We start from the raw sequence: 15519 nt of genomic DNA on the forward strand, positions 1-15519 counted from the left end.
TCTCGGCATGCCCATCCTGGAGCAACAACTACATGACAATCGCAACGACCGACAAGGCGCCCAAGCAGGTCGCAATCAATGACATCGGATCTGCTGAAGACTTTCTCGCCGCGGTCGAAAAGACGCTGAAGTTCTTCAACGACGGAGACCTCATCGAGGGTACCGTCGTCAAGATCGACCGGGACGAGGTGCTCCTCGACGTCGGTTACAAGACCGAGGGTGTCATCCCCTCCCGCGAGCTCTCCATCAAGCATGACGTCAACCCCGACGAGGTGGTCGCTGTCGGCGACACCGTCGAGGCTCTCGTCCTCCAGAAGGAGGACAAGGAGGGTCGTCTGATCCTGTCCAAGAAGCGCGCACAGTACGAGCGCGCGTGGGGCGACGTCGAGAAGATCAAGGAAGACGACGGAGTCGTCACCGGTACGGTCATCGAGGTCGTCAAGGGCGGCCTCATCGTCGACATCGGCCTCCGTGGCTTCCTCCCGGCCTCGCTCATCGAGCTTCGCCGCGTTCGCGACCTCACGCCGTACCTCGGCCAGGAGATCGAGGCGAAGATCCTCGAGCTCGACAAGAACCGCAACAACGTTGTTCTGTCGCGCCGCGCTCTGCTCGAGCAGACGCAGTCCGAGAGCCGCACGACGTTCCTCAACAACCTCGCCAAGGGCCAGGTTCGCAAGGGTGTCGTCTCCTCGATCGTCAACTTCGGTGCGTTCGTCGACCTGGGCGGCGTGGACGGCCTCGTGCACGTCTCCGAACTCAGCTGGAAGCACATCGAGCACGCCAGCGAGGTTGTCGAGGTCGGCCAGGAGGTCACCGTCGAGATCCTCGAGGTCGACCTCGAGCGCGAGCGCGTCTCCCTGTCGCTCAAGGCGACGCAGGAGGACCCGTGGCAGGTCTTCGCCCGCACCCACGCCATCGGCCAGGTTGCACCGGGCAAGGTCACGAAGCTCGTCCCCTTCGGCGCGTTCGTTCGCGTTGCAGAGGGCATCGAGGGCCTCGTGCACATCTCGGAGCTGTCCGGCAAGCACGTCGAGCTCGCAGAGCAGGTCGTGTCGGTCGGCGAAGAGGTCTTCGTCAAGGTCATCGACATCGACCTGGAGCGTCGCCGCATCTCGCTGAGCCTCAAGCAGGCCAACGAGGGTGTCGACCCCGAGGGCACCGAGTTCGACCCGGCGCTGTACGGCATGCTCACCGAGTACGACGAGCAGGGCAACTACAAGTACCCGGAGGGCTTCGACCCCGAGACGAACGAGTGGAAGGAAGGCTTCGACACCCAGCGCGAGAAGTGGGAGCAGGACTACGCTGCAGCCCAGGCTCGCTGGGAGGCTCACAAGAAGCAGGTCGCCACTGCCGCCACGCAGGTCATCGAAGACGTTCCCGCGTCGTCCAGTGGCTCGTCGTTCTCGAGCGAGTCCGCTTCGAGCGGCACCCTCGCCGACGACGAGGCCCTCGCAGCACTCCGCGAGAAGCTCTCGAGCAACAACTAGTCATTCCGACCGACAACGATGGCCGCACCGAAAGGTGCGGCCATCGCTGCGTTAACGGCCGTCTGCGGGCGACGCGCGGGTGAACGCTGTCAGCCCGTTGCTGCCGATTCGCGTCGCTTTCTTCGTGCACGCCGCACAGCCGACACGATCCACCAGCCGAGCAGCGGCACGGCGACGATCACGAGGATGGGAACGACGAGCGCCAGCACGGAGAGCACGACGCTTCCGGCATCCTCCATGGTGCTGAGAACGGGAGCTGCGGCCCCCAGCGTGACCGCGTTGGCGACCGGTCGGGCGATCATCTTGGCCAGGTGCACGAGCAGAGCCAGGGCTGCTCCTGTCGCGATGGGCACCCATTGGTTCGATTCGAAGAACTGGGCGGGGTCGGTCACTGCCAGGGTCTCGCTCGAGGAGCCGGATCCGAAGGCGAGCCCACCGGCGGTCGGCCGCACAAGCGTCTGGATCCAGTCGTTGACGCTGTCGACTGCGGGGATCTTGTCGGCAACGAGCTCGATGACGAGCAGTACTGCGAGAATCCCCAGAACCCATTCGTTCTCGAGCCACAGCCATCCGGCGGGAAGTTCGACGAAGTCGAGGAACCTGCTGGCGAGGCCGATCAGCAGCAGCGGGATGTAGGCGTTGAGGCCGGCAGAGAGCGCCAGTCCGGTACCTGTCAGGAATTCGAGCATCAGCCGTCCTCTCGTCCAGCGTGACAGTAGCATGGGGCGCGTGCTTCTCATCGCTCTGACCGGCGGCATCGCGTCGGGTAAATCTCTGGCCGCCGCGCGACTCAAGGAACTGGGCGCGGTGCACATCGACGCGGATGCGCTGGCCCGCGAGGTCGTCGAACCGGGTACGGATGGCCTCGCCCAGATCGCAGAGGAGTTCGGCCCGAACGTGCTGCAGCCCGACGGCTCCCTCGACCGCGCGGCGCTCGGCACGATCGTGTTCGGCGATGCAGAGCGGCGCGAGAAGCTGAACCGCATAACGCATCCACGGGTCCGCGAACTCACGAAGCGGAGGATCGCGGATGCCGCGGCCGCAGACGCGTCCGCAATCGTCGTCTACGACGTGCCCCTTCTGGTCGAGGGCTCCGGCCATCGCGGCTTAGGTTTCGACTCCATCGTCGTCGTGCAGGCTGACACGCAGGCCCGCATCCGACGCATGGTGGAGAACCGCGGCATGTCGGAGCAGGAGGCCATCCACCGCATCAACTCACAGGCGACGGATGCCGAGCGCTTGGCCGTCGCAGACGTCGTGCTCGACAACAACGGCGACGTTGACTCGTTGATCGAGCAGGTGGATCACCTCTGGGCGCTGCTCAGGGCGAAGGAGGCACAGGATGCACAGGAGCACCTGAGCGACTAGCGCTGACACGACAGCAGCGGCAACAGCAGCAGCGCCGTGGGAACGGCGAGCAGGGACAGCGCGCAGAGCACGGCGAACACCTTCGCTGCCGACGACAGCGGGTTGGCCGGCGTGATGAGCCGGGAGATCCGCCCCATCGCTGCAGGGCCGGATGCTGCGAGAGCCTCGCCATGGTCCACAACTCCCGCGCCGTCACCGTCGGGTGCGACAAGGTGCGCGGACTTCGCGGGTGCGCCGATGGCGACGACCGCGATCGCGGTGGCGAGAACGGAGTCGCCGACGGCTCGTCTGGCCCGGTCGTCGGCCAGCATCTCGACGAGCACGGCCACGGCATCCTGCGCCTTCGTGGCGATGGGGAACCACGGAAGCGAGCGTCGCCAGGCGCGGAAGGCAAGCAGCACGAGGTGGTGTCGTTGCATCGCATGCGCCTGCTCATGCGCGATGACGGCCCTCAGCTGCTCCTCATCGAGGATGCTGATGAGCCCGGCCGAGAGCACCGTGATGGACCGGGTGCTCCCCGGCAGGCAGTAGGCGACGGGGGCCTCGTGGTCGAGCAGTCGGGTTCCCGGCTGGTCGGGCAGCGGTGAGCTGAGCAGTTGCACGAGCCTCCTGTGTCGGCGGCGCGAGCGCTCGTCGCGCACGAAGGCGAGCACGAGGTTGAGCAGGAGGTGGATGCCGAGGAGCACGGCGCTGCTCAGCGCGAACATGTGCACGAAGTCGGCGGATGACGGGAGGGTTCCCGCTCCGAGACGTCGGGCGAACTCGACGAGCGCACCCACGAGATCGTCACCGAAGGGCTGCAGCCCGTAGCAGAGCAGGGCGCCGATCATGGAGAGCCCTCCCGCGAGGGCCACCGCCTGCCAGACGATGAGTGCGGTCACCGGCGCCCGCGAGGGCCATGCGGATGCTGCGAGGGCTATCGGCACCGGCCACGCGAGCGCGACAGCGAGCCCTGCGAGGGCGAGGGAGGTCAGCAGCATCGTTCGACGCTACCAGTGGGCCGTATCGTGCCAGCTCGCGAACGTGTCAGACCTGCGGGCCTGCGGCCTTGTCGAGCATCCGTCTGAGCGCGTCGACCTCGTCGGGTCGGACCTGGCCGAGGAAGCGGGCGAGGACCTCTTCGCGGTCGGGTGCCGCTCCGAGGACCTCGTGCATGAGTTCTGCCATGTGGTCGGCGCGTGAGGTCACGGCGCAGTACAGGTGTGGCCTGGCGTCTCGGTCGCGGGAGACGAAGTCCTTCTTCTCGAGGCGAGAGAGCACGGTGAGAACCGTGGTGACGGCGAGCTCACGCGGGCTCGTCTCGCCTGCGGCGAGTCTGTCGCGCAGTTCCGTCGCGCTGAGCGCGGCGGGGGAGTCCCAGAGCAGGTCCATGATCGCGCGCTCGAGGTCTCCGAGGGGTGGTGTGCTGCGTGTCGACATGCAGCAATTCTACATGGAGTAGAAATCATTCTCTACATGGTGTAGAACTGAATTGTTCTACGGCACGTAGAAGCAATGCGACCCTCCCGACATGCGAGGCGAAGGCCCGCCCATCCGAAAGGATCACCTGTGGACGCGATTGATCCGCTCCTCATCGCACGCTGGCAGTTCGGCATCACCACCGTCTACCACTTCTGGATGGTTCCACTCACTCTCGGGTTGGGCCCCGTCGTCGCCTTCATGCAGATGCGCTGGCATCGCACGGGCGACGACCGCTGGTACCGCATGACCAAGTTCTGGGGCAAGCTCTACCTGATCAACTTCATCATGGGCGTCGCCACAGGCCTCGTCCAGGAGTTCCAGTTCGGCCTCGCCTGGAGCGAGTACAGCCGCTTCGTCGGTGATGTCTTCGGCGCCCCGCTCGCCATGGAGGCGCTGCTCGCATTCTTCATCGAATCGACATTCCTCGGGTTGTGGATCTTCGGCTGGGGTCGACTACCCAAACGCATCCACGTGGCCTGCCTCTGGATCGCCGTCGCAGGCTCGATCGTGTCCGCCTACTTCATCATCGTCGCCAACTCGTGGATGCAGCATCCGGTCGGCGTCGAACTCATCGATGGCCGCCCCGTCATGGTCGACATCTGGGCTCTGCTCGGCAACAACACCGCCATAGCCGCCTTCACCCACACCATCTTCGGCGCCCTCGCCGTCGGCGGCGGTTTCATGCTCGGCATCGCCTGGTACCAGCTGTGGCAGCGTCGACGCGACGGAATCGACACGGTGGATGTCGAGGGTCGCGTCATCGTCGGCGAGGCGCCCGAGATCCTCGGCAGGGACCGTGCCGACCATCGCGTCTGGCTCTCCAGCCTGCGCATCGGCGCCGTCGTCGCCATGGTCGCGTTCGCCGGAGTCGCCGTGACGGGTGACCTGCAGGCCAAGCTGATGTTCGAGCAGCAGCCGCTCAAGATGGCCGCTGCCGAGGGTGCCTGCCACAGCGGCACGAGCTTCTCGGTGCTCTCGGTGGGCAACCTCGGTTCGACCGACTGCGACGATGTGACTGCGATCGTCGAGATCCACGGCGCGCTGTCCTTCCTCGCGCACGGCGACTTCACGACCGAGATCCGGGGCATCAACGAGCTGATCCCCGAGTACCAGCGTCTCTACGGAACGCACCTGCCCGACAACCCTCTCTACGGCGAGCGTGCGGGCCAGGAGATCAACTACCTGCCCATCATGGAGGTCACCTACTGGGGCTTCCGGCTCATGATCGGCTTCGGCGCGATCGCGGCCTTCGCCGCAGCGGTCGCCCTGTGGCTGACCCGCAAGGGCACGGTGCCTCGCAGCAAGCCGCTCATGCAGCTGGCCGTGCTCGGCATCGCAGCACCGTTCGCCGCGAACTCGGCCGGATGGATCTTCACCGAGATGGGCCGACAGCCCTTCGTGGTGGCGCCCAACCCGAGCGGGGTCGATGGGGTCTTCATGTTCACCGCCGCGGCGGTTTCACCGGGCGTGAGCTTCAGCGAGATGCTGTTCTCCCTCGTCGCGCTCACGCTCGTCTACGGAGTGCTGATGGTGTTCGAGCTGAAGCTGCTCATCCGATATGTCCGCGGCGGCATCGCCAGCGCGCTGCCTGAAATGGCGCGCAGAGATGATGACGACGACCGACCCGATGGGCGGGCATCCGATGACGATGTTCTCGCCTTCGCCTACTAGAACGATCCGATAGGAGAATCTGATGGAATTCCTTCCCACACTGTGGTTCGTGATCGTCGCCGTCCTCTGGATCGGTTACCTGTTCCTGGAGGGCTTCGATCTCGGGGTCGGCATGCACATGCTGTTCTCCGCGAAGGATGAGAAGCAGAAGCGCGTCATGCTGAACGCCATCGGCCCGGTCTGGGACGGCAACGAGGTGTGGCTGATCACCGCGGGTGGCGCCATGTTCGCCGCATTCCCGTTCTGGTATGCGTCTCTGTTCTCGGCCCTCTACATCCCGCTGGTCGTGGTGCTGCTCGGGCTGATCTTCCGGGCCGTCGCGATCGAGTATCGCGGCAAGGGGCACACCGCCCGCTGGCGCAGAGGCTGGGATCTGGCCCTCGGGCTCGGCTCGCTGGTGTCTGCCTTCGGCATCGGCGCGGCGCTCGCGCTGACGACGACAGGCCTTCCGCTCGACGCCAACGGAGACCGTGTCGGCGGCGCCTGGGCTTGGTTCACCGGCTATGCAGTTCTGGGCGGTCTCGCGGTCGTGGGGTTCAGTCTTGTTCACGGCGCGGTGTTCCTGGCTCTCAAGACGGAGGGCGAGGTGCGGCACCGCGCGCGACGCTTCGTCAAGGTGGCTCTGCCCATCGGGTTGCTCCCCATCGCCGGATGGGTACTCGCGATCCAGTTCGACACCGGCAGTGCTGTCACCTGGGCGATGACGGCGGTCGCGGTTCTGGCCGCAGTCGTGGCATGGTTCGCGAATGCGCGCGGCCGTGAGGGCTGGGCGTTCATGATGCTGGGCGGGTTCATCCTTCTCGGCGCGGCCGCCATCTTCACGGCAGTGTTCCCCGTCGTGCTGCCGTCGACGATCGACAGCGCCTTCGACCTGACGGTGACGAATGCGTCCTCCTCCGATTACACGCTCGGCGTGATGAGTATCGTCGCCCTCTTCGGGGTTCCGCTCGTGCTCGCCTACCAGGGCTGGACATACTGGGTCTTCCGCAAGCGGGTCTCTCCTCTGCACATCCCCGAGGCCCACCCCGTGGTGCCCGCGGTGAGGCAGTGATGGCGACCTCGCCCGCCGCCGGAGTGCGCGAACTCGGCCGGGGCTCGCTCTATCTGCTGGGGCTCGTCAGCACGCTGAAGGCGCTCGCTCTGATCGGAATCGCGGATGCCCTCGCCACAGGCATCGTCTCGGTCATCGACGGGACCGACCGCTGGCGGGGTGCCGTCGCACTGGGTCTGGCATCCGGCCTGCTCCGCGCGCTCGTCTCATGGGCCCAGCGTGTCGTTGCCGCCCGCGCGATGCTCGGCACCAAGGAGCGGCTGCGGGCGGAGCTGGCGGAGCGGCTGGTCAGCGGGGGAGGAATCCGGCCCGGCGCCCAGTCGATGCTGGCGACGCGCGGCCTTGACGAGCTCGACAAGTACTTCACGGTGTTCCTGCCCGCTCTGGTGACCGCGGCCAGCCTTCCCCTACTGGTCGGCGTTCGCATCCTGTTCGCCGACTGGGTGAGCGCCCTCGTCATCGTCGTGACCGTGCCGCTCATCCCCGTGTTCATGGCGCTCATCGGCATGCACACCCAGGAGCGGGTGGCCGAGGCGACGGCAACACTCGAGCGCCTCTCCGACCACCTTGTCGAGCTCGCACGTGGCCTTCCCGTTCTCATGGGCCTGGGGCGTGCCGATGAGCAGGTGCGGGCGCTGGAAGGAATCTCTGAGGACTACCGCAAACGAACGACGGAGACGCTGCGCACGGCGTTCCTCTCATCGCTCGCGCTCGAACTCATCGCGACGATCTCGGTCGCCGTGGTGGCGGTGTTCATCGGCGTGCGTCTGGTGCACGGCGACATGCCACTCGAGCTGGGCCTGCTGGCGCTTCTGCTCGCACCGGAGTGCTTCACCCCACTACGCGAGGTCGGCACGGCATTCCACTCGTCGCAGGACGGCACGGATGCGCTCGCGCGGGTTCGCGCGATCCTGTCGTCGCCGCGCAGCCGCAGGCTCACGGAGCCCGAGGGGCCCGTACGGGTCGAGGAACTCACCGTCCACTACGCCGATCGTGACGATGCGACCGTTGCAGGGCTGACATTCCAGGCCCGGCAGGGTGCCGTGACCCTGCTCGACGGCGCAAGCGGCACGGGCAAGTCGACCGTGCTCGCCGCCCTTGCTGGCATCCTCGAGTCATCTGATGACCCGGATGCGATGGCCACGGTCTCCGGTTCGGTCACCGGCATCGGTCCCGCGTCCCGGGCCTGGCTGCCGCAGCACCCCCGAACCGTCGCCCCGACGGTCGAGGGCGAGCTTCTGCTCTACGCCGAGGGAGACTCCCACCATGAGGTCGGCGCGGTCTTGGAACTCCTCGGCCTGTCACATCTGGCGGATGCGGACCCGGCCGGCATCAGCCCCGGCGAGCTGCGCAGGCTGGCTTTCGGACGCGTGCTCCTCAGGGTCGCCGACGGCGCCACGGTCGTGCTCCTCGATGAGCCGACCGCACATCTGGATGCGCTGAGTGCCGGCGTCGTCGTGCGGGAGATTGCGGAGCTTCGGGGCAGGGCGACGGTGATCGTGGCATCCCATGATGACGCCGTGCGCTCGCTTGCCGAGCAGGTCGTCGCGGTGGGACAGCCTCGGGAAGGCGAGGCATTCGCGCCCGCGCACGCCACGGGAGACACGACGGATGCGATCGCACCCGTCGCAAGGATCGTCGACGACGGCAGCGCTGAAGCAGGCCGCCCGGCCCTGCGCGAGCTGGCGCTGTTCCTTCGCCCCGTGGCCGCTCGCATCGTTGTCGCGGTCGCACTCGGCACTCTGGCGGCCGTGTTCGCGATCGGCCTGACCGCGGTCTCCGCATGGCTCATCGTGCGTGCGAGCGAGCAGCCACCCATCATGTACCTGCTCGTCGCCATCGTCGGTGTGCGCTTCTTCGGCATCGGTCGGGCGGTGCTGCGCTATTCGGAGCGCCTCGTCGGCCACGATGCGATCTTCGCCGCACTCACACGGCTTCGGGTGCGCCTCTGGTATGGCCTCGCCGCGCGCGGTGCGACCCGTCGTTCGCTGCTCAGCGGGGAGAACGCTCTCGACCGTCTTGTCAACGATGTCGACAGGTTGCGCGATCTGTCGTTGCGCGTCGTCTCACCGGTTCTCGTCGGTATCGTCACGACCATGACGGCGGTCATCGCGCTCAGTGCCGTGCTGCCGTCGATCGCCCCGCTGTTCCTGGCGCTCGGGGCGTGCCTGCTGCTCGTCGCTCCCGCCGCAGCCCTCGCCGCCGATCGGGCCTCGACCCGGGCCGAGCAGGGCCTGCGCTCCGTCGTGCTGCGCCGCTTCGCGTCCATGCTCGCGGCTGCGGAGGATCTGCGCGCCAACGGCGTCGACGCCAGGGTGAGACGGATGCTCGGAGAGCTCGACACCGAGGCTGGCCGTCATGCGCGGCGCGGCGTGTGGGCTCTCGGCCTCGGCGGGGCGGTGGTCGTCGCCGCCTGCTGCGGCACCGCCATTCTGGTGCTTCCGTTCGCTGCGCCGGCCGTCGCATCCGGTGTCATCGATGGCGCGATGCTGGCCGTGCTCGCGCTCGTGCCGCTGGGTCTCATCGATCCTCTGCTCGACATGCTGGCCGGCGTGCAGCAGTGGCCGACGCTTCGCACCGTCCTGCATCGTGTCTCGACGGTCACGAGCGCGGGGGAGCCCACGACGCCGCGCCCCGAGGCACCTGAGCATGCCGCTGTCGGGCGAATGACCCGCCTTGAGCTCGACGGCGTCGCCGCCCGCTGGCCGGGAACGGAGACTCCGGTGTTCGCCGGCGTCGACGCGCGAGTCGACACGGGGGAGTGGCTCGTCGTCACCGGACCCTCTGGTTCCGGTAAGTCGACGCTGCTCGCCCTCCTGCTCGGACATCTCAGGCCCGATTCCGGCCGTTATCTCGTGGACGGGATCGATGCGGCGGAGATCTCTGGAGAGGAACTGCGCAGGCATGTCGCGTGGTGCCCGCAGGAGGGCCACCTCTTCGATTCGACGCTTCGGGCGAACCTTCTGATCGCCCGCCCCCGAGCGGATGCCCCGGATGAGGCCGAGCTCGTCGGTGTGCTCGACAAGGTCGGTCTCGGGCCCCTCCTCGGCCGCCTCCCGCGCGGCCTCGACACACCCGTCGGGCTCGGCGGACGCCAGCTCTCGGGTGGGGAACGCCAGAGGCTGGCCGTCGCCCGCACGCTGCTCACCCGCTCCGAGGTCGTGCTCGTCGACGAGCCGACCGCGCATCTCGACGAGGAGGCCTCGATCGCCCTGATGGCCGACCTGCGTGTGGCCCTCGCTGATCGCATTGCCGTGCTCGTCACCCACAGCGCTGTCGGCGTCCTCTCGGAGGATCGGCGCATCCGCCTCTCGCCCCGCGGCGTGGGCGCCGGGGAACGCGTCGTCGAGTACGCCGTCAGCGATACCGGAGTCGATGTCGGTGGCCCTGCCTAGACTTGAACAGTGGAAACGACCAGGTCCGTCCGCCCGTTCGAAGTAATCAGTGAATATGTGCCGAGCGGTGATCAGCCGACGGCGATCGCCGAGCTCGCGGCGCGCATCAACGCGGGTGAGACGGATGTCGTACTGCTCGGTGCGACAGGAACAGGCAAGTCGGCGACGACGGCCTGGCTGATCGAGCAGGTGCAGCGCCCGACTCTCGTCATGGCGCACAACAAGACGCTCGCGGCGCAGCTCGCCAACGAGTTCCGTGAGCTCATGCCGAACAACGCGGTCGAGTACTTCGTCTCGTACTACGACTACTACCAGCCAGAGGCCTACGTTCCGCAGACCGACACCTTCATCGAGAAGGACAGCTCGGTCAACGCCGAGGTCGAGCGCCTGCGCCACTCCACGACGAACTCGCTGCTCAGTCGGCGCGACGTGATCGTCGTCTCCACCGTCTCCTGTATCTACGGCCTCGGCGCCGCAGAGGAGTATCTGGAGGCGATGATCGCCCTGCAGGTGGGCGAGCGCATCTCCCGCGATTCGATCATCCGGCAGTTCGTGGCGATGCAGTACCAACGCAACGACATCGACTTCTCCCGTGGCAAGTTCCGTGTTCGGGGCGACACGATCGAGATCATCCCGATGTATGAGGAGAACGCGATCCGCATCGAGATGTTCGGGGATGAGATCGAGGCGCTCTACTCCCTGCATCCTTTGACGGGCGATGTCATCAAGAAGCTCGACGCCGTGTCGGTCTTCCCTGCGACCCACTACGCGGCGAGCCCCGAGACCATGAAACGCGCCATCGTCGGCATCCGTGCCGAACTGGAGGAGCGGCTCGGCGAGCTCGAACGCCAGGGCAAACTCTTGGAGGCCCAGCGACTCCGGATGCGCACAACCTTCGATCTGGAGATGATGGAGCAGATCGGTTTCTGCAGTGGCATCGAGAACTATTCGCGCCACATCGACGGGCGGGCGCCGGGGGAGGCCCCGAACTGTCTCATCGACTATTTCCCTGACGACTTCCTTGTCGTGATCGATGAATCGCATGTCACCGTGCCGCAGATCGGTGCGATGTTCGAGGGTGACGCCTCGCGCAAGCGCACGCTCGTCGAGCACGGCTTCCGGCTGCCGAGCGCACTCGACAACCGGCCCCTCAAGTTCAGCGAGTTCCTCGACCGCGTCGGCCAGAAGGTGTACCTCTCGGCCACGCCGGGCAAGTATGAGATGGGCATAACCGACAGTGTCGTCGAGCAGATCATCCGCCCGACCGGCCTGATCGATCCGGAGATCGTCGTCAAGCCGAGCAAGGGGCAGATCGACGATCTGCTCGAGCAGATCCGCCTCCGCACGGCCAGCAACGAACGGGTCCTCGTCACAACCCTCACCAAGAAGATGGCGGAGGAGCTCACCGACTTCCTCACGGAGGCCGGAGTCAGGGTTCGCTATCTGCACTCCGATGTCGACACGCTTCGACGTGTGGAGCTCCTGACGGAGCTGCGACAGGGGGTGTACGACGTGCTCGTCGGCATCAACCTGCTGCGAGAGGGCCTCGACCTGCCCGAGGTGTCGCTCGTCGCCATTCTCGACGCCGACAAGGAGGGCTTCCTCCGCTCGTCGACATCGCTCATCCAGACGATCGGCCGTGCGGCCCGAAACGTCTCAGGAGCCGTACACATGTACGCGGATGTCGTCACCGACTCCATGCGGATCGCCATCGAGGAGACCGACCGCAGGCGCGAGAAGCAGGTCGCCTACAACCTGGCGAACGGCATCGATCCGACCCCGCTGCGCAAGAAGATCGCCGACATCACCGATGTGCTCGCCCGCGAGGAGGCCGACACGGCCGAGTTCCTTGCGGCCCGCGGCGGCAAGGATGCGAAGAAGCGCACCCCGACGCCGAACCTCCGCCGAGAGGGCACCCGCTTCGAGGGGCTTGCCGCGAGCGGGGCGAACGACCTCGAGGCGCTCATCCGCGATCTCAACGAGCAGATGCTGCAGGCTGCGTCCGAGCTCAAGTTCGAACTCGCCGGCCGCCTGCGCGATGAGGTGGCAGATCTGAAGAAGGAGCTGCGGCAGATGGAGGCCGCAGGGCACATCTGATGTTCAGCCACATCCGAGATTCTGCGTAATAGACTAGAACAGACATTCGAACACCAAGAGAACGTAGACTCACCCCAGTGACCATTTCCCCGGTTGATTCCCCCGCCAAGCTGAGCGTTCGTGGCGCTCGTGTGCACAATCTCCGCAATGTCGACCTCGAAGTCCCTCGTGACTCGCTCGTCGTCTTCACGGGTCTTTCCGGCTCAGGCAAGTCCTCTCTCGCCTTCGACACGATCTTTGCCGAAGGCCAGCGACGGTACGTCGAGTCGCTCTCGGCCTACGCCCGCCAGTTCCTCGGCCAGGTGGATCGCCCCGACGTCGACTTCATCGAGGGCTTGAGCCCGGCGGTCTCGATCGACCAGAAGTCGACCAACCGCAACCCCCGGTCCACGGTCGGCACGATCACCGAGATCTACGACTACATGCGCCTCCTCTGGGCGCGCATCGGCATCCCGCACTGCCCGGTCTGCGGCGAGAAGATCGAGCGTCAGACCGTCCAGCAGATCGCCGACCAGTTGATGACGCTGGAGACCGGTACCCGTTACCAGGTGGTCAGCCCGGTCATCTCGCAGAAGAAGGGCGAGTTCGTCGACCTCTTCAAGGAGTTGGCAGCCTCGGGGTATTCCCGGGCGATCGTCGATGGTGAGCAGATCCAACTGAGCTCCCCTCCCACGCTCAAGAAGCAGGTCAAGCACGATATCGCGGTCATCGTCGACCGCCTCGTCGCTGCTGACGACATCCTCACCCGCCTCACCGACTCCCTCGAGACGGCTCTCCGACTCACCGACGGCCTCGTCTCCATCAACTTCATCGATGAGACCGGCGACAGCGCCTGGCGCAACTTCTCCGAGAAGCTGTCCTGCCCGAACGGGCACCCCGTGCAACTCACCGAGGTCGAGCCCCGCACCTTCTCCTTCAACGCACCCTTCGGTGCCTGCCCCGAATGCTCCGGGCTCGGCACCCGCATGGCGGTCGACTCTGAGCTTCTTCTCGGCGATCCCGAGCTGAGCCTCTCCGAGGGCGTCGTACTGCCGTGGACTCAGGGCGGCAAGGGCCTCTACAACTACTTCCAGAGGCTCCTCGAGGGCCTCGCACGCGATCTCGACTTCTCCCTCGACACCCCGTGGGGCGAGCTTCCGGATGAGGTTCGCGAGTCGATCCTGCGCGGTCATGACTTCCAGGTGAGTGTGCGTTGGAAGAACCGCTTCGGTCGCGAGATGAAGTACACGACCGGCTTCGAGGGCGTCATTCCCTATATCGAGCGCAAGTACCTCGAGGCCGAGACCGATTCTGCCCGCCAACGCTATGCGAGCTACCTCCGCGAGATCCCGTGCGCGGTGTGTAATGGCAAACGGCTGAAGCCCGAGGTCCTTGCCGTCACGGTGCACGAGCAGAGCATTGCGGATGTCTGCGAGCTGAGCCTCGTCGACACCTTCGCCTTCATGAACGAGCTTGAGCTCACGGAGCGTGAGGCTCGTATTGCTGCCGCGGTGCTCCGCGAGATCCGCGCCCGTCTCGAGTTCCTCCTCGAGGTCGGGCTGAGCTATCTCAACCTGGCGCGCTCGGCGGGTTCCCTCTCCGGCGGTGAGGCCCAGCGCATCCGTCTGGCCACCCAGATCGGCTCGGGTCTCACCGGCGTTCTGTACGTGCTCGACGAGCCCAGCATCGGCCTGCACCAGCGCGACAACCGTCGCCTCATCGACACCCTGGTCAAGCTCAAGAACCTCGGCAACACCCTCATCGTCGTCGAGCACGACGAAGACACCATCCGCACTGCCGACTGGGTCGTCGACATCGGCCCCGGCGCGGGCGAGCACGGGGGCAAGGTCGTGCACTCCGGGTCCTACGAGGCGCTGCTGACGAACCCGCAATCGATCACGGGCGACTATCTCTCCGGCCGCCAGTCGATCGCCACGCCGAGCACGCGCCGACCCAGTGATCCCGAGCGGATGCTCACGATCGAGGGTGCGCGCGCCAACAATCTGCGCAGTGTCGATGCGAGCATTCCCCTGGGTACCTTCACCGCGGTCACCGGCGTCAGCGGTTCCGGCAAGTCGTCGCTCATCAACGACATCCTCTACAAGGTGCTCGCCAACGAGTTGAACGGGGCTCGCCAGATCCCCGGCAAGCACACCCGCGTCAGGGGGCTCGAGAGCCTCGACAAGGTGGTCCACGTCGATCAGGCACCGATCGGCCGCACGCCGCGCTCGAATCCGGCCACCTATACCGGCGTCTTCGATCGCATCCGCACCCTCTTCTCCGAGACGGCCGAGGCGAAGGCGCGGGGCTACCTCCCCGGGCGCTTCAGCTTCAACGTCAAGGGCGGACGCTGCGAGAACTGCTCGGGTGATGGCACCATCAAGATCGAGATGAACTTCCTGCCCGACGTCTACGTCACCTGCGAGGTGTGCGGGGGAGCGCGGTACAACCGCGACACCCTTTCGGTGCACTACAAGGGCAAGAACATCGCTGAAGTGCTCGACATGCCCATCAGCGAGGCTGCCGAGTTCTTCGAGGCGATCGGTGCCATCCACCGATATCTGCTCACCCTCGTCGAGGTCGGGCTGGGCTATGTTCGCCTCGGCCAGAGCGCGACGACGCTCTCGGGCGGCGAGGCGCAACGCGTCAAACTCGCCACGGAGCTTCAACGACGCTCGAACGGTCGCAGCATCTACGTGCTCGATGAGCCCACGACCGGGCTGCACTTCGAAGACGTTCGCAAGCTGTTGCTCGTGCTCAATGGGCTCGTAGACAAGGGCAACACCGTCGTCGTCATCGAACACAATCTCGACGTCATCAAGTCGGCCGACTGGGTCATCGACCTCGGGTCTGAGGGCGGCTCGGGCGGTGGCCAGATCATCGCAACCGGAACGCCCGAAGACGTCGCGCGCTCGCGCAAGAGCCACACCGGCAAGTTCCTCAAGGAGGTTCTGGCCGCCAAGCCCGCGGGCGGCAAGCGGCCACAGCGCGCCCGGGCCGCCGGATAGCG

The 15519-nt window shown here is 66.2% G+C and carries 10 protein-coding genes; 7 read left to right on the plus strand and 3 right to left on the minus strand.

What is annotated here, in order from left to right:
- The first annotated feature begins 32 nt into the window (after nucleotides 1-32).
- The gene (gene rpsA / locus FB562_RS05375) at nucleotides 33-1487 is read left to right on the plus strand and encodes a 30S ribosomal protein S1 (RefSeq protein WP_141880202.1); all 1455 of its coding nucleotides are present in this window, start codon (nucleotides 33-35) and stop codon (nucleotides 1485-1487) included.
- An 89-nt stretch (nucleotides 1488-1576) separates the two neighbouring features.
- Here the strand turns inward: rpsA and FB562_RS05380 are convergent, their stop codons facing one another.
- On the minus strand, nucleotides 1577-2176 hold the full coding sequence (locus FB562_RS05380; RefSeq protein WP_141880203.1) for a DUF4126 domain-containing protein: 600 nt from the start codon (nucleotides 2174-2176) through the stop codon (nucleotides 1577-1579).
- 40 nt (nucleotides 2177-2216) lie between these two features.
- Between FB562_RS05380 and coaE the strand changes: the two genes are divergently transcribed.
- Nucleotides 2217-2855: a dephospho-CoA kinase gene (gene coaE, locus FB562_RS05385; RefSeq protein WP_141880204.1), complete on the plus strand. Its 639-nt coding sequence runs from the start codon at nucleotides 2217-2219 to the stop codon at nucleotides 2853-2855.
- Here coaE and FB562_RS05390 read toward each other — a convergent pair.
- Nucleotides 2852-3835 carry a M56 family metallopeptidase gene (locus FB562_RS05390; protein WP_141880205.1) on the minus strand — a complete coding sequence of 328 codons (984 nt, stop codon included), beginning with the start codon at nucleotides 3833-3835 and terminating at the stop codon, nucleotides 2852-2854. The two genes, coaE and FB562_RS05390, sit on opposite strands and share 4 nt — an antisense overlap.
- Nucleotides 3836-3881: 46 nt before the next feature.
- Complete coding sequence (locus tag FB562_RS05395) at nucleotides 3882-4274, minus strand: BlaI/MecI/CopY family transcriptional regulator (protein ID WP_141880206.1); 393 nt, start codon at nucleotides 4272-4274, stop codon at nucleotides 3882-3884.
- Nucleotides 4275-4412: 138 nt separating this feature from the next.
- Here FB562_RS05395 and FB562_RS05400 point away from each other — a divergent pair, with 138 nt between their 5' ends.
- The 5 genes from FB562_RS05400 to uvrA all read left to right on the plus strand — a co-directional run bounded on the left by FB562_RS05400 (nucleotide 4413) and on the right by uvrA (nucleotide 15517).
- Nucleotides 4413-5987 carry a cytochrome ubiquinol oxidase subunit I gene (locus tag FB562_RS05400; protein ID WP_141881096.1) on the plus strand — a complete coding sequence of 525 codons (1575 nt, stop codon included), beginning with the start codon at nucleotides 4413-4415 and terminating at the stop codon, nucleotides 5985-5987.
- 22 nt (nucleotides 5988-6009) lie between these two features.
- Nucleotides 6010-7038, plus strand: a complete 1029-nt coding sequence (gene cydB, locus FB562_RS05405; protein WP_141880207.1) for a cytochrome d ubiquinol oxidase subunit II — start codon at nucleotides 6010-6012, stop codon at nucleotides 7036-7038.
- A complete protein-coding gene (gene cydC / locus FB562_RS05410; RefSeq protein WP_141880208.1) occupies nucleotides 7038-10433 on the plus strand; it encodes a thiol reductant ABC exporter subunit CydC in 3396 nt (1131 codons plus the stop codon). The genes cydB and cydC overlap by 1 nt, the downstream gene beginning before the upstream one ends.
- A gap of 9 nt (nucleotides 10434-10442) precedes the next feature.
- Nucleotides 10443-12530, plus strand: a complete 2088-nt coding sequence (gene uvrB / locus FB562_RS05415; protein ID WP_141880209.1) for an excinuclease ABC subunit UvrB — start codon at nucleotides 10443-10445, stop codon at nucleotides 12528-12530.
- Nucleotides 12531-12607: 77 nt separating this feature from the next.
- On the plus strand, nucleotides 12608-15517 hold the full coding sequence (gene uvrA / locus FB562_RS05420) for an excinuclease ABC subunit UvrA (protein WP_141880210.1): 2910 nt from the start codon (nucleotides 12608-12610) through the stop codon (nucleotides 15515-15517).
- The last annotated feature ends 2 nt before the right edge of the window (nucleotides 15518-15519 follow it).

It is taken from the genome of Homoserinimonas aerilata (assembly GCF_006716125.1).
GTDB classification, from domain to species: domain Bacteria; phylum Actinomycetota; class Actinomycetes; order Actinomycetales; family Microbacteriaceae; genus Homoserinimonas; species Homoserinimonas aerilata.

Coding starts and splice junctions, on each gene's coding strand:
- rpsA (WP_141880202.1), top strand. CDS start 33: ATGACAATCGCAACGACCGACAAGGCGCCCAAGCAGGTCGCAATCAAT.
- FB562_RS05380 (WP_141880203.1), bottom strand. CDS start 2,176: ATGCTCGAATTCCTGACAGGTACCGGACTGGCGCTCTCTGCCGGCCTC.
- FB562_RS05390 (WP_141880205.1), bottom strand. CDS start 3,835: ATGCTGCTGACCTCCCTCGCCCTCGCAGGGCTCGCTGTCGCGCTCGCG.
- FB562_RS05395 (WP_141880206.1), bottom strand. CDS start 4,274: ATGTCGACACGCAGCACACCACCCCTCGGAGACCTCGAGCGCGCGATC.
- cydB (WP_141880207.1), top strand. CDS start 6,010: ATGGAATTCCTTCCCACACTGTGGTTCGTGATCGTCGCCGTCCTCTGG.
- cydC (WP_141880208.1), top strand. CDS start 7,038: ATGGCGACCTCGCCCGCCGCCGGAGTGCGCGAACTCGGCCGGGGCTCG.